At 73.4% G+C, this 17,954-nt stretch carries 11 protein-coding genes; 7 read left to right on the top strand and 4 right to left on the bottom strand.

The genetic code is table 11. The features are described from left to right. Nucleotides 1-12 precede the first annotated feature (12 nt). Complete coding sequence (gene sucD / locus HNR10_RS10705) at nucleotides 13-891, top strand: succinate--CoA ligase subunit alpha (protein ID WP_179822840.1); 879 nt, start codon at nucleotides 13-15, stop codon at nucleotides 889-891. Between the two features lie 88 nt (nucleotides 892-979). Here the strand turns inward: sucD and HNR10_RS10700 are convergent, their stop codons facing one another. Continuing rightward, a complete protein-coding gene (locus HNR10_RS10700; protein WP_179822839.1) occupies nucleotides 980-1,510 on the bottom strand; it encodes a DUF1707 SHOCT-like domain-containing protein in 531 nt (176 codons plus the stop codon). A gap of 129 nt (nucleotides 1,511-1,639) precedes the next feature. Between HNR10_RS10700 and HNR10_RS10695 the strand changes: the two genes are divergently transcribed. The 3 genes from HNR10_RS10695 (at nucleotide 1,640) to HNR10_RS10685 (ending at nucleotide 7,453) form a co-directional block, all read left to right on the top strand. Continuing rightward, nucleotides 1,640-3,301: a cell division protein PerM gene (locus HNR10_RS10695; RefSeq protein ID WP_376769748.1), complete on the top strand. Its 1,662-nt coding sequence runs from the start codon at nucleotides 1,640-1,642 to the stop codon at nucleotides 3,299-3,301. A 105-nt stretch (nucleotides 3,302-3,406) separates the two neighbouring features. After that, complete coding sequence (gene lon, locus HNR10_RS10690) at nucleotides 3,407-5,812, top strand: endopeptidase La (protein ID WP_179822837.1); 2,406 nt, start codon at nucleotides 3,407-3,409, stop codon at nucleotides 5,810-5,812. Between the two features lie 105 nt (nucleotides 5,813-5,917). Continuing rightward, entirely contained in the window at nucleotides 5,918-7,453 is a 1,536-nt protein-coding gene (locus HNR10_RS10685; protein WP_179822835.1) for a HEAT repeat domain-containing protein, read from the top strand. Between the two features lie 48 nt (nucleotides 7,454-7,501). Here the strand turns inward: HNR10_RS10685 and mfd are convergent, their stop codons facing one another. Next, a complete protein-coding gene (mfd, locus tag HNR10_RS10680; protein WP_179822834.1) occupies nucleotides 7,502-11,104 on the bottom strand; it encodes a transcription-repair coupling factor in 3,603 nt (1,200 codons plus the stop codon). A 488-nt stretch (nucleotides 11,105-11,592) separates the two neighbouring features. On the opposite strand from mfd, the gene cysC reads away from it, so the two are divergent. Further along, the gene (gene cysC / locus HNR10_RS10675; protein ID WP_179822832.1) at nucleotides 11,593-13,173 is read left to right on the top strand and encodes an adenylyl-sulfate kinase; all 1,581 of its coding nucleotides are present in this window, start codon (nucleotides 11,593-11,595) and stop codon (nucleotides 13,171-13,173) included. Nucleotides 13,174-13,260: 87 nt separating this feature from the next. After that, nucleotides 13,261-14,034, top strand: a complete 774-nt coding sequence (mazG, locus tag HNR10_RS10670; RefSeq protein WP_246406165.1) for a nucleoside triphosphate pyrophosphohydrolase — start codon at nucleotides 13,261-13,263, stop codon at nucleotides 14,032-14,034. A 263-nt stretch (nucleotides 14,035-14,297) separates the two neighbouring features. Here the strand turns inward: mazG and HNR10_RS10665 are convergent, their stop codons facing one another. Then, the gene (locus HNR10_RS10665) at nucleotides 14,298-15,764 is read right to left on the bottom strand and encodes an FtsW/RodA/SpoVE family cell cycle protein (protein WP_179822830.1); all 1,467 of its coding nucleotides are present in this window, start codon (nucleotides 15,762-15,764) and stop codon (nucleotides 14,298-14,300) included. 244 nt (nucleotides 15,765-16,008) lie between these two features. Continuing rightward, the gene (locus tag HNR10_RS10660; RefSeq protein WP_179822829.1) at nucleotides 16,009-17,205 is read right to left on the bottom strand and encodes an FAD-dependent monooxygenase; all 1,197 of its coding nucleotides are present in this window, start codon (nucleotides 17,203-17,205) and stop codon (nucleotides 16,009-16,011) included. Nucleotides 17,206-17,368: 163 nt separating this feature from the next. On the opposite strand from HNR10_RS10660, the gene HNR10_RS10655 reads away from it, so the two are divergent. Next, entirely contained in the window at nucleotides 17,369-17,920 is a 552-nt protein-coding gene (locus HNR10_RS10655; protein WP_179822822.1) for a TetR/AcrR family transcriptional regulator, read from the top strand. The last annotated feature ends 34 nt before the right edge of the window (nucleotides 17,921-17,954 follow it).

Raw genomic sequence — 17,954 nt, 5'->3', positions numbered from 1 at the left:
GACTGACACACCATGGCTATCTTCCTGAACAAGGACAGCAAGGTGCTGGTCCAGGGCATGACCGGCTCTGAGGGCACCAAGCACACCCGCCGCATGCTCGCCTCGGGCACCAGCATCGTGGGCGGGGTCAACCCGCGCAAGGCCGGCCAGAAGGTCGACTTCGACGGTACCGAGGTGCCGGTCTTCGGATCGGTGTCCGAGGGCATGGCGGCCACGGGCGCGGACGTCACGGTCATCTTCGTGCCGCCGAAGTTCTGCAAGGACGCGGTGTTCGAGGCGATCGACGCCGGGATCGGCCTGGCGGTGGTGATCACCGAGGGCATTCCGGTGCACGACACCGCGGCGTTCTGGGCGCACGCCAAGGCCAAGGGCAACAAGACGCGGATCATCGGTCCGAACTGCCCGGGTCTGATCTCGCCGGGGCAGTCGAACGCGGGCATCATTCCGGCCGATATCACCAAGCCGGGGCGGATCGGTCTGGTGTCGAAGTCGGGCACGCTGACGTACCAGATGATGTACGAGCTGCGCGACATCGGCTTCTCCTCGGCGGTGGGTATCGGTGGTGACCCGATCATCGGGACCACGCACATCGACGCGCTGGCGGCGTTCGAGGCCGACCCCGACACCGATGTGATCGTGATGATCGGTGAGATCGGCGGTGACGCGGAGGAGCGTGCGGCCGAGTACGTGAAGGCGAACGTGACCAAGCCGGTGGTGGGTTACGTGGCGGGGTTCACGGCGCCTGAGGGCAAGACGATGGGTCACGCGGGCGCGATCGTGTCGGGTTCCTCGGGTACGGCCGCGGCGAAGAAGGAGGCCCTGGAGGCCGCCGGAGTCAAGGTCGGCAAGACCCCGAGTGAGACGGCCAAGCTGGTGCGCGACCTCTTCTAGGTCCCGCGCGACCCGCTGGGTCCCTCCACCCACACGGCTCCGCCCCGCCGACCTCCCGGTCGGCGGGGCGGAGCCGTGTCGTGTGCCCTCAGCCGTCCTCGATCTCTCCGCGGCGACCCTGGCCGCCCTGCTCCGGCCGACGGCGGTGCTTGACGTGCTGGCCCACGGCGGGGCCGACCACGAGCATGCAGAAGAAGCCGAGGAAGACCAGGAAGCCCGTGACGTTGCCCGAGACCAGCGTCGGCAGGCCCCACACGAAGAACAGGAACCCGCCCCAGGCGACCAGTCCGCCCACGTTCACGCCGTGTCCGGACCGGTCGGGCCGCCGGTCCCCGGCGCGGCGCTCGGCCGGGGCCGCCTCCTGGCGCGGTCCGGGGACCGCCGGGGCCGCGGAGCCCTCGGGCGCGGTGATCGCGTCCGGTCGCAGGCGCGGCGGAAGGTCCTCGAAGAGCGGGACGAGTTCGGTGTTGGTGACCGCGTGCAGCACCGTGTCCGACCGGGACTCGTGCTCGTCGAGGTCCAGGCGGCCCTCCGACAGGGCCGTGCGCAGCCGGGCGAGCGCTTCGTCGCGCTCGTCGTCGGAGAGGCGGTACGAGTGGTCGGGTCCGGGACCTGCCATGCGCCGTCCAATCGAGCGGGAGTCTTCATGATAGGACGCGCGCCACGGCGAGCCGGTTCCGGACGCCGGGCCACGACACGCGCGGCCGGGATACCACGGAGCATTCCGGTGCCTGGCAGCATAAGTCGGGTGAGTACGCCAGGATCTCCCCCCGACCGCGGCCGCGCCCCGGAGCGGACCCGCCCCACCAGTGACACCGCCCCCGGCGGGTCGCGGCCGATCTACGCGACCGGTGGGATCGCCGCGGCGACCGCGGCGGGCAGCGGACTGGCCGTGATCGTCACGCTGACGATCATCGGCTGGGTGGCCGCGCCCCACGACGCCTTCGGCGAGGAGATCGTCGACCTCCTCCAGGGCGCCGTCCTGGCCTGGCTGGTGGGCCACCACGTGTCCTTCGCGATCCCGGACGGCCAGATCGGGCTCCTCCCGCTCGGCCTGGTCCTGCTCCCGGGACTGCTGCTGTACCGCTCGGGCCGCTGGCTGGCCCGCGCCTGCGAGATCGCCCGCCTGCGGCACGTGTACCGGGCGGCCCTGGCCATCGCAGGCCCCTACGCGGCCATCGCGGGCACGCTGGCGCTGGTGGCCCGCACCGACGCCATCGAGCCCAGCATGCCGCGCGCGCTCGTCATGGGCTTCGTGATCGCCTTCCTGGCGGGAGGGCTCGGAGCCCTGCGCCAGCTCATGCGCGACAAGGGCGTGCCCGTCCGCGACCTGCTGGCGCTGATGCCCGCCCGTTCGCGCTCACTCCTGGTGGGCATGCTCGCCTCCACCTCCGGGCTGCTGCTCGGCGGGCTGCTGCTGTTCGTGGTCGCGCTCGCGGTGAGCCTGCCCGAGGTCGTCGAGACCACGCGCTTGCTGTCCCCGGGGATCGTGGGCGGGGCGCTGCTGATCGTCATCCAGCTGGCGTACCTGCCCAACGCCGTGGTGTTCGCGGTCTGCTACGCGCTCGGCCCGGGGTTCGCGGTGGGGGAGCTGACCGTGGTCGCCCCCACGGGGGTGTCGGTGGGGCAGCTGCCGCTGTTCCCGATGCTCGCTGCCCTTCCGGACAACGGGGCGGCTCCGGCGTTGTCCCTGGTGTCGCTGGCGCTGCCGTTCGTCGCGGGCGGGTTCGGTGGTGTGCTGACCCAGCGCAGTGCCCCGGACGTGGTCCGGGAGGCCGCGCCGCTGTGGGGGTTCGTGTGCGGGGTGACGACGGGGCTGCTGTGCGCGGCGCTGGCCGAGCTGGCCGGCGGGTCGCTCGGCGCGCAGCGCCTCACCGAGGTGGGCCCGTCGGCGTGGCAGGTGGGCCTCGTGGCGGCGCTGGAGGTGGGAGTGGCCGCGGCGATCGCCGCGTGGATCGCCAACTGGTGGTACTCGCGCCGGCTGCGCCTGTCGGCTCCCGAGCCCGAGCGGGCCGCCGCCGCGGAACGCGAGCGTCCGGCGGCGGACCTGCCCCCGGACGTCCCGGTCGGCGAGGGGCTGGCCACGGTCACGCCGCTGCGGACCCGGGAGGACGAGGCGCCGGCCGAACCCGAGCCGTCCACGCTCGCCCAGCGCCACGCGGAGGCGAGCAGCGCGCGGGAGCGCGCCCGGGCGGAGCGGGCCGCCGAGCGCGCGGCCCGCGCGCAGGCGCGTCGGGAGCTGCGGGCGGCGCGCAGGGAGGCCAGACGCGAGGTCAAACGCGAGGCCGGGAGTACGGCCGGGCGCGGGCGCCCGCGCTGGTGGCAGCGCAGGAAGGACGCCGAGGAGGAGGAGATGTACGGCATCACCTACGAGGCGGCGCCCGACGAGGTGGACGCGCCCAAGAACTGAGGGCGGACGCGCAGGTCACGGGCTGATCGCTGTGGGCGAACAACCGGGTGGGAAGAAAACTCGGCTCCTTTTTATTGAGTGTGTTTGACTCAACTAGGAGGATTCATGAGTGAGACTTCCGCCAGCGTGACCTTCCCGGTGCTGCCCCTCGACGACGACGTCGTCCTCCCGGGCATGGTCGTGCCGGTCGACATGTCCAACTCCGACGTTCGCGCAGCCGTGGAGGCCGCCCAGGCGGTCGCGAGCTCCGGCGACTCCGCCAAGGGCCCCGAGGTCCTGATCGTGCCGCGCCTCGACGGCTCCTACGCCGCCGTGGGCACGGTCGGCGTGGTCGAGCAGGTGGGCCGCACACCCGACGGCAAGCCCGCCGCCGTGCTGCGCGGCACCGCGCGCGCCCGCGTCGGCAGCGGCACCACCGGACCCGGCGCCGCCCTGTGGGTCCTTGCCACCGTCCACAGCGAGCCCAAGGACCACCCGGGCCGCGTCCAGGAGGCGGCCCGCGAGTACAAGGCACTGCTCACCACCTACCTGCACAAGCGCGGCGCCTGGCAGGTGCTGGACGGCGTCCAGCAGGTCAGTGACCCGGGCCTGCTAGCCGACCGGGGCGGCTACTCGCCCTTCCTGACCGCCGAGCGCAAGCTCGAACTCCTGGAGACCTACGACGTCCTGGAGCGCCTGCGCCTGCTCGGCGAGTGGACCCGGGAGCACCTGGCCGAACTCGACGTCGCCGAGACCATCGACCGCGACGTCGAGGAGGGCGTCGAGAAGCAGCAGCGCGAGTTCCTGCTGCGGCGGCAGATGGAGGCCATCCGCAAGGAGCTCGACGAACTCGACGGCCGCTCCTCCAGCGAGGAGGAGGACTACCGCGTGCGGGTGGAGGGCGCCGACCTGCCCGAGCACGTCCGCAAGGCGGCGCTGGCCGAGGTGGACAAGCTGGAGCGGGCCGGGGACTCCTCGCCCGAGTCCGGGTGGATCCGCACCTGGCTGGACACCGTTCTGGACATGCCCTGGAACGAGCGCACCGAGGACGCCTACGACATCGCCGGTGCCCGGGAGGTCCTGGACGCCGACCACACCGGGCTGGACGACGTCAAGGAGCGGATCACGGAGTACCTGGCGGTCCGCAAGCGGCGCGCCGACCAGGGGCTGGGCGTGATCGGCGGGCGCCGCAGCGGTGCGGTGCTCGCCCTGGTCGGACCGCCCGGGGTCGGCAAGACCTCGCTGGGGGAGTCGGTGGCCCGCGCCATGGGCCGCGGCTTCACCCGGGTCGCGCTCGGCGGCGTCCGCGACGAGGCGGAGATCCGCGGCCACCGGCGCACCTACGTGGGCGCCCTGCCCGGCCGTATCGTCCGGGCGATCAAGGAGTCGGGCTCGATGAACCCGGTCGTCCTCCTCGACGAGATCGACAAGGTGGGCTCCGACTTCCGGGGCGACCCGACGGCGGCGCTGCTGGAGGTGCTCGACCCCGCCCAGAACCACACGTTCCGCGACCACTACCTGGAGGTCGACCTCGACCTGTCCGACGTGGTGTTCCTGGCCACGGCCAACGCCCTGGACACGATCCCCGGGCCGCTGCTGGACCGGATGGAACTGGTGGAGCTGGACGGCTACACCGAGGACGAGAAGGTCGCGATCGCCCGTGACCACCTCCTGCGCAGGCAGGTCGAGCGGGCCGGGCTGGTCACGTCCGAGGGCGAGCCGGAGGTGGAGGTCACCGACGAGGCCCTGCGCACGCTCGCCGCGGAGTACACGCGCGAGGCCGGGGTGCGCGGCCTGGAACGGACGATCGCCCGCATCCTGCGCAAGATCGCCTCGGCCGCGGCCCTGGGCGAGGCGACGCCGCCGGTGCGGGTGGACACCGGTGACCTGAGCGGCTACCTGGGGCGGCCCCGGCACACGCCGGAGACGGCGAGCCGGACGTCGGTGCCGGGTGTGGCGACCGGGCTGGCGGTGACCGGGGCCGGCGGCGACGTGCTGTTCGTCGAGGCGTCGCTGGCCGACCCGGAGTCGGGGGCGAGCGGGCTGACGATCACCGGCCAGCTCGGCGACGTCATGCGCGAGTCGGCGCAGATCGCCCTGTCCTACCTGCGGGCCCGGGGCGCCGAACTGGAGCTGCCGGTCGGCGACCTGAAGGAGCGCGGCGTCCACCTGCACGTTCCGGCGGGCGCGGTGCCCAAGGACGGTCCGAGCGCGGGCATCACGATGACGACGGCGCTGGCGTCGCTGCTGTCGGGCCGGGCGGCCCGAGCGGACGTGGCGATGACGGGGGAGGTGTCCCTGACCGGCCGGGTCCTGCCGATCGGCGGCGTGAAGCAGAAGCTGCTGGCGGCGCACCGGGCGGGGGTCACCACGGTGCTCATCCCGGAGCGCAACGAGCCGGACCTGGACGACGTGCCCGAGGAGGTCCTGGGGCAGTTGACGGTGCACCCGGTGAGCGACGTCCGCCAGGTGCTGGAGCTGGCGCTGGAGTCGCCGCGGCACGTGCCCGGCGGGGTCTCCACCGCGGCCTGAGCCGCGCACGGAACCGCCCCGGCGGCCCGAGGAGGGCCGCCGGGGCGGAACCGTGGGAGCGGGCGGGGCATCGGAGTCGTGTACCGCGCGCGAGAGGAACACCTCATGCCCGACCCCGTGGTGGAAGCCGCCCGACGGATCGACTGGTCGTCCCTGCACCACGCCCGCGGCGCGGCCGAGGACGTGCCCGCCCTCCTGGACCGACTGGCCTCGCCCTTCGACGCCGTGGCCGATCCGGCCTACGAGACGATCGCCGCCGCCCTGTACGACCGGGACGAGGGAGCGGTGTACCCGGCCTCCGCCGAGGCGGTGTTCTTCCTCGTGGAGCTGGTGGCCGGTCCGCACAAGGTCCTCGCGGGCGAACTGTTGGATCTGGTGGAGTGGATCGCGAAGGCGTCGAAGGGCGCCCCCGAGGCCCTGGCCGGGGTCCGGGTGGCCATGGCCCTCTGCCGTGAGCGCCTGTACGAGATCTCGATGAGCGAGCCCGGGATGTTCTACTGCGACCATGCCCACGCCCTGCTCAGCGACGTGGCGGACCCGGAGGACCCCGCGACGGTGGTCGGGCCGCTCACCGACCGGCTGCGCGATCACCCCCTGCCCGAGGTGCGTGCCGCCGCCCTGGTGGCGCTGGGCCGGATCGCCCCCGGTGACGGGGCGTGGATCGCCGCCGAGCTGGCCGGGGACCGCCCGTGGCCCGTCCGCGCCGCAGCCGCGCGGACGCTGGCCCACGCGGGGCTTCCGTGGCCCGTGGAGGCCACCCGGATCGTGGTGGACCTGTGCGCGGACCCCGGGCTCCTGGACCCCGACCGCCTTCCGTTCGATCCCTTCGACCAACCCGTGCGAGGGCTCGACGGCCGTGACGAGCAGCTCGGGGTTCTGGACGCGATGCTCGCCCGGGGCGGATCGGCGGCCCGGACGGCGGCGCGCCTGGCCTACGAGGCGTGCTGTGAGCTCCGCTCGGCCCGCTTGCGGCTCGAACCGTGGCTCGTGTCCGCCGCCGGCCACCCGGACGAGCAGGTGCGCGCGACCGCGGCCACCGCGCTGGCGGACCTGGCCGAGGGAGGGCGCCAGGCCGGGCTCGTCGCCGCCGAGGTCGCCGCGCTGTACGGACGGGGCGTGCGGACGCTCCCCGAGCACACGTGTGGCGCCGACGGCGGTGACGTGGACGTCCGGGACCCGTTCTGGAGAGCGGACGGGGACGGGCAGGATGTGTCCGGCCTCGTGGAGGGGATCGGGCGGGCGCTCCGCCACGGACACCGTGTGCGGGCCGCCGCCGCGCGCCGAGCCGGAGACCTCGGGCCCGCGGCCGTGGAGCTGGCGGGCCGGCTGCGCGACTTCGCCCGGGAGGGCCGACTCTCGATTCACCCGGCGACGGCGCTGTACCGGATCACCGGCGAGACCGAGGCGCTGCGCTCCGCGACCGCGATCCACCTCCACTGGTGCCCGGCCGACCTGTGGGTGTTCCAGGCGCTGGAACGGTTGGAGTGGAGGGCCGAGGAGGCCCTCGGCCGTGCCCGGGAGCAGTACGAGGGCGACCGCTCCGTCGTCCACCGTCCCTCCTGGGGCACGGGTGTGCGTGACGACGAACGGGCACGGGCCGTGCTCGGGCAGGTGCTGGCCCGCGCCGCGCGGCACCGCTGACCGCTCAGGCGGCTCCGGTTCGGGCCGGGCAGGCCCGAACCGGAGGGGTCAGGCCTTCGCCGCCGCCTTCCTGGCGGGTTCGAAGATCGAGTTGACCAGGTCCGTGCACCACTTGAGGAGTTCGAGGTCGCGCAGCGGCTTGGCGCCCATGCCCCCGGCCTTGGGGACGGGGACCAGCAGCGTCTTCGTCGCCTCCTTGCGGATCGACTTGGGGTACATCCGGCGCAGCCGCAGCTCCTGCGACTCGCGCAGCTCCACCGGGGCGAACCGGATCTGATTGCCCTGCATGACCACGTCGGAGAGCCCGGCGGACTTGGCCAGCACCCGGAAGCGCGCCACCGCCATGAGGTTGTCGACCGGCTGCGGAGGCGTCCCGTACCGGTCGTTGAGCTCCTCGTAGGCGGCCAGCACGTCCTCCTCGCAGGTGACGCTCGCGATGCGCTTGTAGGCCTGCAGGCGCAGCCGCTCCCCGGGGACGTAGTCGTGCGGGATGTGCGCGTTGATCGGCAGCTCGACCTTGGTCTCGACCTCCTCGGCGGCCTCCGGGTCGCCCTTGAGCTCGGCCACGGCCTCGCCGACCATGCGCACGTACAGGTCGAAGCCCACGCCGGCGATCGTGCCGGACTGCTCGGCGCCCAGGATGTTGCCCGCGCCGCGGATCTCCAGGTCCTTCATCGCCACGTACATGCCCGCGCCCATCTCGGTGTGCTGGGCGACGGTGGCCAGCCGCTCGTAGGCGGTCTCGGTGAGCGGCTTCTCCGGCGGGTAGAGGAAGTACGCGTAGGCGCGGTCGCGGCCGCGGCCCACACGGCCGCGCAGCTGGTGCAGCTGGGAGAGGCCGTAGGTGTCGGCGCGGTCGATGATGAGGGTGTTGGCGTTGGGCACGTCCAGGCCGGACTCGACGATGGTCGTGGAGACCAGGACGTCGAAGTTCTTCTCCCAGAAGTCGACCATGACCCGTTCGAGCTGCTGCTCGTTCATCTGGCCGTGCGCGTAGGCGACCCGGGCCTCGGGGACCAGGCGCTTGATGGTGGCGGCCACCTTGTCGATCGACGCCACCCTGTTGTGCACGAAGAACACCTGTCCCTCGCGCATCAGCTCGCGCCGGATCGCCGCGGTGATCTGCTTGTCCTCGTAGGGCCCCACGAACGTGAGCACCGGGTGGCGCTCCTCGGGCGGGGTGAGGATCGTGGTCATCTCACGGATGCCGGTCAGGCCCATCTCCAGCGTGCGGGGAATGGGCGTGGCGGACATGGCGAGCACGTCGACCTGGGTGCGCAGCCGCTTGAGCGCCTCCTTGTGCTCCACCCCGAAGCGCTGCTCCTCGTCGATGATGATGAGGCCGAGGTCCTTGAAGCGGGTCTCGGCCGACAGCAACCGGTGCGTGCCGATGACGACGTCGATCTCGCCGTTGCGCAGTCCCTCGCGGGTGGTCTCGACCTCGGCGTCGGTCTGGAACCGCGACATCGGCCGGACGGTGACCGGAAAGGACGCGTACCGCTCGGTGAAGGTGGACAGGTGCTGCTGCACCAGGAGCGTGGTGGGGACCAGCAGCGCGACCTGCTTGCCGTCCTGCACGGCCTTGAAGGCGGCGCGCACGGCCACCTCGGTCTTGCCGTAGCCGACGTCGCCGCAGATCAGCCGGTCCATCGGGACCGACCGGGCCATGTCCTTCTTGACCTCGTCGATCGCCGCGAGCTGGTCGGGCGTCTCCACGTAGGGGAAGGCGTCCTCCAGTTCGCGCTGCCACGGGGTGTCGGGGCCGAACGCGTGGCCGGGCGAGGCCTGGCGCGCCGAGTAGAGCCGGATGAGGTCCCCGGCGATCTCGCGGACGACCTTGCGGGCGCGGCTCTTGGCCTTGCTCCACTCGGCGCCGCCCATCTTGGACAGGGTCGGCGCCTCGCCGCCCACGTACCGGGTGACCTCGCCGAGCTGCTCGGTGGGCACGAACAGCCGGTCGCCGGGCTGGCCGCGTTTGGAGGGCGCGTACTCGATGAGCAGGTACTCGCGTGTGGCGCCCTGGATCTGGCGGCTGACCATCTCCAGGTAGCGGCCCACGCCGTGCTGCTCGTGGACGACGTAGTCGCCGGGCTTGAGCTGGAGGGGGTCGACGGTGCCCCGGCGCCGGCTGGGCATCCGGCGCATGTCGCGGGTGGAGGACTTCTGTCCCACCAGGTCCGTCTCGGTGAGCACGACCGTGTGGACCGAGCGCAGCAGGAAGCCGTGGTCGACCAGGCCGGTGGTGACCGTGGCGACCGCGGGCGCGGGCGGCTCGTCGAGGTCGGTGGCCAGGGAGGCGCCCAGCCCCGCGTCGCGGAGCATGGCCACGAGCCGTTCGGCCGGGCCGTGCCCCTGGGTGACCAGCACGACGCTCCAGTTGTCGTGCAGCCAGCTCTTGACGTCGGCCAGGGCGCGTTCGGTATCCCCGCGGTAGGAGTCGGCGGGCACGGCGCCCACCATGACCGCGTCCTCCTCCTCGCCGGCGCGCGCGCCCTCGTCGCCGGGGCTGAAGGGGGTCAGGCCCCACCAGGGCAGTCCCAGGCCGGTGGCCGTGGAGCGCAGTTCGGAGATCGACATGTAGGCGGACTCGCCCAGGTCGATGGGGGCCTCGCCACCGGAGGCGGCGTTGATCCAGGAGGCGTCGAGGAACTCGGCGCTGGTCGCCTCCAGTTCGACGGCGCGGGTGCGAATCCGCTCGGGGTCGCAGCCGACGACGAGCGCGTTCTCCGGCAGGTAGGTGAAGAACGGTTCCATGCGGTCGGCGAGCACCGGCGCGAAGGCCTCCATGCCCTCGACCGAGACGCCGTCGGCGATCTTGTGCAGCACCTCGGCCAGGGACGGGTGCTCCTCGGCCAGCGCGCGGGCCCGCTCGCGGACGGCGTCGGTGAGCAGGAGCTCGCGGCAGGGCGGCGCGAACAGGCCGGAGGCGGCGCTGGTGCTCGGGCCCTCCCCGCCCTCGTCGGGGGAGATGGAGCGCTGGTCGGCGACCTGGAAGTAGCGCATGTCCTCGACGGTGTCGCCCCAGAACTCCAGGCGGAGCGGGTGCTCCTCCGTGGGCGGGAAGACGTCGAGGATGCCGCCGCGCACGGCCATGTCACCGCGCTTCTCGACCAGGTCCACCCGCGCGTAGCCGGTGTTGGTCAGGGCGGAGACCACGTCCTCCAGGGCGATGTCGTCGCCGGGGCGGATACGTACGGGCTCCAGGTCACCGAGCCCGCCCACGAGCGGCTGCAGGACGCTGCGCACGGGGGCGACAACGACCCGCAGCGGGGTGGTGAGGGGGTCGGAGGGGTCGGGGTGGGCCAGGCGGCGCAGGACCGCGAGCCGCTGGCCGACGGTGTCCGAACGGGGGGACAGCCGCTCGTGCGGCAGGGTCTCCCAGGCGGGGAAGAGTGCGACCGAGTCCTGGGGCAGCAGTGATCCCAGGGCGTCGGTGAGGTCGGCGGCCTCCCGCTCGGTGGCGGTGATCGCCAGGACCGGGCGGTGCGCCCCCACCGGGGCGTCGGCGGCCAGCGCCCCCACCATGAAGGGGCGCAGCGCCGCGGGGGCGACGAGGTCGAGGTGGGGATCGCGGCCGCCGCGGGCGGTCTCGATCGCGCTGTGCAGTGCCGGGTCCTTGGCGACGTCGGCGAGAAGTCCAATGAGGCTCATGAGCACCAGAAAGTGGGAGTGGTCCGATTCAGGCGGATGATCGCGGCCTGTCGCGGCCTGCACGATGGAGCGGCGGCTGCGGGAGTGGCCGCCCGGCACCCTTCAGACTATCGATTCCGCCGGGCCCGCGTCGGCAAGGAGTCGGCAAGAAAAGGGCTTCGCGGAGCGGCCTCCGGTGCCGGCGGACGACGGGCGCGGCCGAGCCGAGCGGTTCCGGCCTGGTACAACGTCAGTACAACCGGTTCCGGTCCGGGGGTATTCCGGCCATCGCGGGCGGGCGACCGCGCGTGCGCGGGGCATCCACACGTACGGCACGGAGGGCGGCCCCGCAGGCGGTGGTGGGAGACGGGCGGGTGGGGCTGCGCCGGAGGCGTCGGTTGAGGGTGGTAGCCCCTTCTGCCCTGCGGAGCAGCCCTGGGGCGACGGTGGGAGACGGGCGGGAATACGCTAGGGGCGTTTCCGGGCTCTGTAGAGGAAGGACGTGCGCGGTGAGTGCCAACAGGCGTGGAGGCGGGTCCGAGGGGGCGCGGCCCCGACCGGACGCCCCGGTCTTCGCCCCGGGTCCGGACGGACTGGCCCACCTGGAGCTGATCCTCAACGGCACGTATCCGCTGACCGGGTTCATGACGCGCGAGGAGGCCGCGTCGGTGCGGCGCGAGGGACGCCTCCCTGACGGGCGGGCGTGGCCGGTTCCGGTCACCCTGGACGTTCCGGCGGACCTGGCCGACGCCGAGCGGGTCGTGCTGACCGACCCCGAGGGCGCGCCGCTGGCCGAACTGGCGGTCAGCGAGCGGTGGTCGGAGGAGGGCGTGGGGACCGGTACGGCTCCGCGCCACCACCTGGCCGGTGTCGTGACCCTGCTGCGCCCGCCGACCTACGGTGTGCTGCGCAAGCTGCGCCCGTCCCCGGCCGAGGTGCGCGGCCAGCGCGAGCTCGACCCCTTCACCGACCGGCCGCTGCTGGCCGTGGTCACCGACCGGCCCCTGCACCACCGCGCCCTGAACCAGATCCGGGCCGAGGCCGAGTCGCTGGGCCGGGCCGAGCTTCTGGTGCTGGTCGACACCGGGTTGGAGGACGAGGGGCTGGCCACCGCGGTCCTGGCGGCCGAGCCGCTGCTGCCCGCGCGGACCCGGTTCCTGGTGTGCACGCTGCCGCGGGCCGCGGCGCGCGCGCACGGCGCGGTGGGCGGGCGCTGGAGCCCCTCGGACGTCGCGCTGGCCGCGCACGTGGCCGCCGCCTACGGGGCGAGCCACCTCATGGTCGAGGCGGGGCCCGGTGGCGCTCCGGCGGCGGGAAGCGGCGGGAGCGCGTCGCCGCTGCCGGTCGTGGACCCCAAGCCGTGGGCCTTCGACACCGAGGAGGGCCTGTGGCGGCCCGCCGCCGAGGTGCCCGAGGAGCTGAGTCGCGGCGAGCCGACCGACGCCGATCTGGCCGCCGAGCTGGCGCACGGACGCGAGCTGCCCGCCTGGTTCACGCCGGCGCGGGTGGGGGCCGAGCTGGCGCGGCTGCGCCCGGCCCGTACGCGTCGCGGGCTGACGGTGCTGTTCACGGGCCTGTCGGGGTCAGGCAAGTCCACGATCGCGCGCGGGGTGTGCGACGGCGTGCGCAGGTCGGGGCGGACGGTGACGCTGCTCGACGGCGACGTGGTCCGGCGGATGCTCTCCAGCGGGCTGACGTTCTCCCGTGCCGACCGCGAGCTCAACATCCGCCGGATCGGCTACGTGGCCTCGGAGATCACGCGGCACGGCGGTGTGGCGGTGTGCGCGCCGATCGCGCCGTACGCGTTGGGCCGCGCGGAGGTGCGGGCCATGGTGGAGGAGTTCGGCGACTTCTTCCTCGTGCACGTGGCGACGCCGCTGGAGGTGTGCGAGGCTCGCGACCGCAAGGGCCTGTACGCCAAGGCGCGCGCGGGGGAGATCCCGGAGTTCACGGGCATCTCCGACCCCTACGAGGAGCCGGCCGACGCCGATCTGGTGGTCGACACCGTGGACTCGGATCCGGCCGACTCGGTGGCCCACGTGCTGGCGGCCCTGCGTGAGGGCGGCTGGCTGCCCGACCAGGACCGCTGATCCCGGGGTGCGGGAGGCGGGCCGGCGGCCCGCTCCGCCCCGGCGCGTGCGCACCCACGACCGACCGGAGCAGGAAGCGAGGGCCCGATGACCCCGACCCCACCGTCCGACGAGCGCGACCAGGAGCGGCCGCAGGGCCACAGGATGCTGCGCCTGGTCGAGGTGATGGAGACACTGCGGCGCGAGTGCCCGTGGGACAGCTCGCAGACCCACGAGTCCCTGGCCAAGTACCTCATCCAGGAGGCCTACGAGACGCTGGAGACGATCGAGCAGGGCGACGTCGCGCTGCTGCGCGAGGAGTTGGGCGACGTGCTGCTGCAGGTCGTCTTCCACGCGGCGATCGCCGCCGAGCGGCCGCGGGAGGACCCGGCGCACTTCACCGTGGACGACGTCGCGGACGCCATCATCGACAAGATGACGCGCCGCCACCCGCACGTGTTCGGCGGTGTGGAGGTGTCGGGCACCGACGAGGTGTGGTCGAACTGGGAGGCGATCAAGGCCGCGGAGCGCTCGGCCAAGGCGCGGCGCGAGGGCGGGGACGGTGCGACCTCGGTCCTGGACGGTGTGCCCTTCGCCCAGCCCGCGGTGCTGCTCGCCTACGAGCTGCAGAAGCGGGCGGTGCGCAACGGCGTGCCCGCCGACCTGGTGGGCGATGACGGCGGCGAGGGCGGCGAGCTGTTCGCCGCGGTGGCCGCGGAGCGCGACCAGGGCCGGGACGCCGAGACCGACCTGCGGTCGGCGGCGCGTCGGTTCGACGCCCGGGTGCGCACGGCCGAGGACGCCGCGCGGGCGGAGGGGCACGAGCCGCGGGAGCTGTCCGAGGAGCAGTGGCGCGCCTACTGGGCGGAGGCACGGCGGTGACCTCACCTCCCGCCAAGGTCTCCCATGGTGACTTGACCCACATGTGACCACTGCATCACAGTGCTCCGTGTCGCGGGCCGGCCGAGCCCGGCGTCCACGTCCCCTCCGGGCGACGGCCCCCGCGGGAGGAGCCCCAGGCGTCGTCTCGGAAACTCCCTCGCGTCGTTCAGCACCCGGTGGGTGCCCGACGCCTGCCTGGGTCGCGGCCCGGCCCCGGGGTCGGTGTGATGGCGGTGGCCATGGGCGACCAGCCCACCAACGGGTCAGGTGCGGCGGCCGGTCCCGCCCTCGGAGCGGGGCACGCCGCGCACGTCGATGACTTCGGTGGCGGGGTCGCCCGGGGCCTGCCCCTCGCTGAAGGTGTCGCGGGGGCGGCGGGCGGTCTGGCTGATCGTCAACCAGAGGCCGATGACCGCCCAGTTGGCCATCAGGGCCGACCCGCCGGCCGACAGGAAGGGTGTGGTCATGCCGGTGAGCGGGATGATGAGCGTGGCGCCGCCCAGCACGATGAACACGTCGAAGGCGATGAGGAACGCGTACCCCATGGCGGTGAGTTTGAGGAAGACCTCCCGGGCGCCCAGGGCGATCCGGAAGCCGCGCTCGGCGAGAAGGAACAGCAACGCCAGGACGGCGATCAGCCCGGTCAGGCCCCACTTCTCGCCCACCGACACCAGGATCAGGTCGCTGTCGGCGGCGAAGATCTCCTGCGCGAACCCGTCGCCGAAGCCGGTGCCCAGGATCGCGCCCTCGGCCAGCGCGAACATGCCCTCGACAATCTGGAAGCTGCCGCCCGGGCGTTCGTAGACCTCGCGGTCGAAGGCGTTGAACCAGATCTCCACCCGGTTCTGGACGTGGCCGAACAGCAGGTAGGCGGCGTAGGCACCGCCCGCGAACGCGACCAGTCCGATGAGGACCCACGACTTGCGCGCCGTGGCCGCGTACAGCACCGCCAGGAACGTGCCGAACAGCAGCAGCGACGTGCCGAGGTCGCGCGTGCCCACGAGCAGCAGGATCGCCACGCCCCAGCCGACCGCCATCGGGGCCAGGTCCCGGGCGCGCGGCACGCTGAAGACCTTCACGCCGCCGACCCGGAGGGTGCGCGTGACCACGCGCATGACCTCGCCCCGGCGTTCGAGGTAGGAGGCCAGGAAGATGACCAGCAGCACCTTGGCGAACTCCGAGGGCTGCATGGAGAAGGGGCCGATGAGGATCCAGCGGCGCGCCCCGAGCACCTCGTGGCCGACCGGCGAGAGGGGGAGCAGGAGCAGGAACAGGGCGCCCGCCGCGATGAGGTACGGGTACATGGTGAGCCGGCGCGGGTGGCGGACCAGGACGACGCACGCCGCGCACAGCACCATCCCGACGACCGCCCACAAGAGCTGGCGGTCGGCCTCGCCGTGCCCGGGGTCGTCGGACCGCGTCATCTGCAGGGCCCAGATCATCGTCAGGCCCAGCCCGGTGAGCGCCAGCGCCAGCGGCATGACCACGGGGTCGGCGTAGGGGGCGACGAAGCGCAGCAGCACGTGGAGGGTGACACCGCCGGCGCCCAGGACGGCGAGGTACCACCAGACGGACGGGTCCAGGCCGCCGGTCACCGACAGGGACGCCGACGCCAGGGCCGCCGCGACGACCATGAGGGCGCCGAGGAGCAGGCGGAGTTCGGGGCTGCGCTGGGGGACCGGTGCCAGGGCGCCGTCGGCGGTCTCCGGATCGCTCTGAGGGCTGCCCATGTCCTTGTCGTACCACCATCCGCCTGAGTGACCCGTCGCCGGCCCGGGGGTCCGGTCCGCGCATCATGAGGGGCAGATGGACCCACTGTAGGCGCGGCGGCGTCAGATCGGTGTCAGGCGTGCCGGAAAGGCCGCCGCGCGGGGGTTCGAGCCGAGGGCGTCGCACGGCTGGGGGCCGCCGCGCGGGGTCGTCGCACGGCTGGGGCCGCCGCCGCGGTGTCGCACGGCGGCGGGTCCGGTCGCCTCACACGGGGGCGCGGGCGTCGAGGTCCAGGGCCTCGGCGGCCCGGGAGACGCGGCTCTCCAGGGAGCCGAGCCGGGACAGCACGGGCGTCGCCCGCACGAGCGCGTCGCGCGCGGCGATCCCCAGGCGTGTCCGGGGCACCAGGAAGGCCATGCCGGAGCCGGCGATGTCCTGGTTGGCACGGACGAAGGGCCGCATTCGCGTCTCGTAGGCGGCCAGCGCACCGGTGTGGTCGTCGCGGCGGCCGAGTTCCTGGGCCAGGACGTAGGCGCCGACCAATGCCAGGCTCGTCCCCTGCCCGGACATGGGGGAGGGGGCGTAGGCGGCGTCGCCGAGCGTCGTGACACGTCCGGCCGACCACCGGTCCATCCGGATCTGGGTGACGGAGTCGAAGTAGAAGTCGGGGGCGTCGTCCATGTCGTCGAGCAGGCGGTCGGTGATCCACCCCTGCCCGGTGAAGGCAGCGCGCAGGGCCCGTCTCTGCTCGTCCTCGCCCGCGCGGTCGATCCCGCTGTCGGGGCGTCGGGTCAGCGCGAGGATGGCCTTGGCGCCGGGCACGCGGGGGGAGTGGGTCAGGCCCGCGAGGCGGCCGGGCGTGTTGAACAGCAGGGCCTCGGCGGACAGCCCCATGTCGTCGGGGACGGAGAAGATGCTGATGTAGGCGTGGAGGAAGCGCCGCAGCGGCTCCTCGGGGCCCAGGGCCAGGGCGCGGGTGGAGGAGTGCAGTCCGTCGGCGCACACCACCAGGTCGAAGGTGCGCGGCGCGGCGTGCTCGAAGGTGGCCAGCACCCCGTCCGGGCCCTGGTCGAGACCGATGACGCGGTCGCCGAAGACGTACTCGGTGTGGTCGGTGGTGCGGTCGAGCAGGAGCCGGATCAGATCGCCGCGCTGGAGTTCGTCGGAACGGCCTTCGGGGGCGAGGGCGGTGGTGGGGAGGCGGACCCTGACCCGCCCGTGGCGGTCGACGAATCCGACGCTGCCGGTCCCGGTGGCGGCGGCGCGGACGTCGTCGAGCACGCCCATGCGCTCGGCGACGTCGAGCGCCACGCCGCGCACGTCGATGGCGTAGCCGCCCGCGCGGACCTCGGGGGCGCGTTCGACGACCGTGGCGGCGATGCCGTGATGGTGGAGCCAGTAGGCGAGGGCGGGGCCGGCGATGCCGGCACCGGAGACGAGGACGTGGCGTACGGAGGCCATGGTCTTCACTCCCGGTCGGGGCCGTGGTCCGCGAAGCCGGGTGCCTCGGGGAAGCCGTGGGTCCACGCTAGGCAGGCGACTTACCGTGCGTCAAGTAAATTACCGGTCGGATGGTTGGGGATAGACTGCGGGGACGGAACCGCGAGGGATGGGAGTGGCGGGCGTGCCGAGGGAGCAGAGTGACACCAAGGCCGAGATTCGGAGCGTGGCTCTGGAGCTGTTCGCCCGGCAGGGCTTCGAGAAGACGAGCCTGCGCGAGATCGCCGAGCGCCTGGGTGTGACCAAGGCGGCGCTGTACTACCACTACGCCTCCAAGAACGACCTGCTGACAGCCCTGGTCACGCCGCTGCACGAGGACATGGACGCGCTCTTCGCACGCCTGGGCGACGGGCCCGTCGAGCCGCGCCTGGTCTTCGGCGCCTACTTCGACGTGTGCGTGCGGCACAGCGGCCTGCTGCTGGCGGTGCTCGCGGACCTGGGAGCCCTGGCCCGGATCGGCCTCGTGGAGTCGGTCCTGGAGTGGCGCGACCGCCTGGACGTGCTGCTCGTGGGACGGGACGCCCCCCTGCCGGCGCGGATGGGCGCCGTCATGGCGATCGGAGGGCTGCAGGACATCGCGGTCGTGCTCGACGCCGAGGCGGCCGCGGCCCACCGCGAACACGCCGTGCGTGTCGCGCTCGCCGCGCTGGCGGCGGGGGCATCGGGTATGGACTAGACCAATTCGACGGGGTGGGCACCCCACGCGGGAC

This window comes from Nocardiopsis aegyptia, from assembly GCF_013410755.1.
Lineage (GTDB): Bacteria > Actinomycetota > Actinomycetes > Streptosporangiales > Streptosporangiaceae > Nocardiopsis > Nocardiopsis aegyptia.
Note: the sequence above shows the minus strand (reverse complement) of the source record. Positions and strands in the feature narration are given on the sequence as shown.

Bases quoted from the DNA above. Each gene is read 5' to 3' on its own strand.
- sucD (WP_179822840.1), top strand. From the start codon at position 13: ATGGCTATCTTCCTGAACAAGGACAGCAAGGTGCTGGTCCAGGGCATG.
- HNR10_RS10700 (WP_179822839.1), bottom strand. From the start codon at position 1,510: ATGGCAGGTCCCGGACCCGACCACTCGTACCGCCTCTCCGACGACGAG.
- lon (WP_179822837.1), top strand. From the start codon at position 3,407: ATGAGTGAGACTTCCGCCAGCGTGACCTTCCCGGTGCTGCCCCTCGAC.
- HNR10_RS10685 (WP_179822835.1), top strand. From the start codon at position 5,918: ATGCCCGACCCCGTGGTGGAAGCCGCCCGACGGATCGACTGGTCGTCC.
- mfd (WP_179822834.1), bottom strand. From the start codon at position 11,104: ATGAGCCTCATTGGACTTCTCGCCGACGTCGCCAAGGACCCGGCACTG.
- mazG (WP_246406165.1), top strand. From the start codon at position 13,261: ATGACCCCGACCCCACCGTCCGACGAGCGCGACCAGGAGCGGCCGCAG.
- HNR10_RS10665 (WP_179822830.1), bottom strand. From the start codon at position 15,764: ATGGGCAGCCCTCAGAGCGATCCGGAGACCGCCGACGGCGCCCTGGCA.
- HNR10_RS10660 (WP_179822829.1), bottom strand. From the start codon at position 17,205: ATGGCCTCCGTACGCCACGTCCTCGTCTCCGGTGCCGGCATCGCCGGC.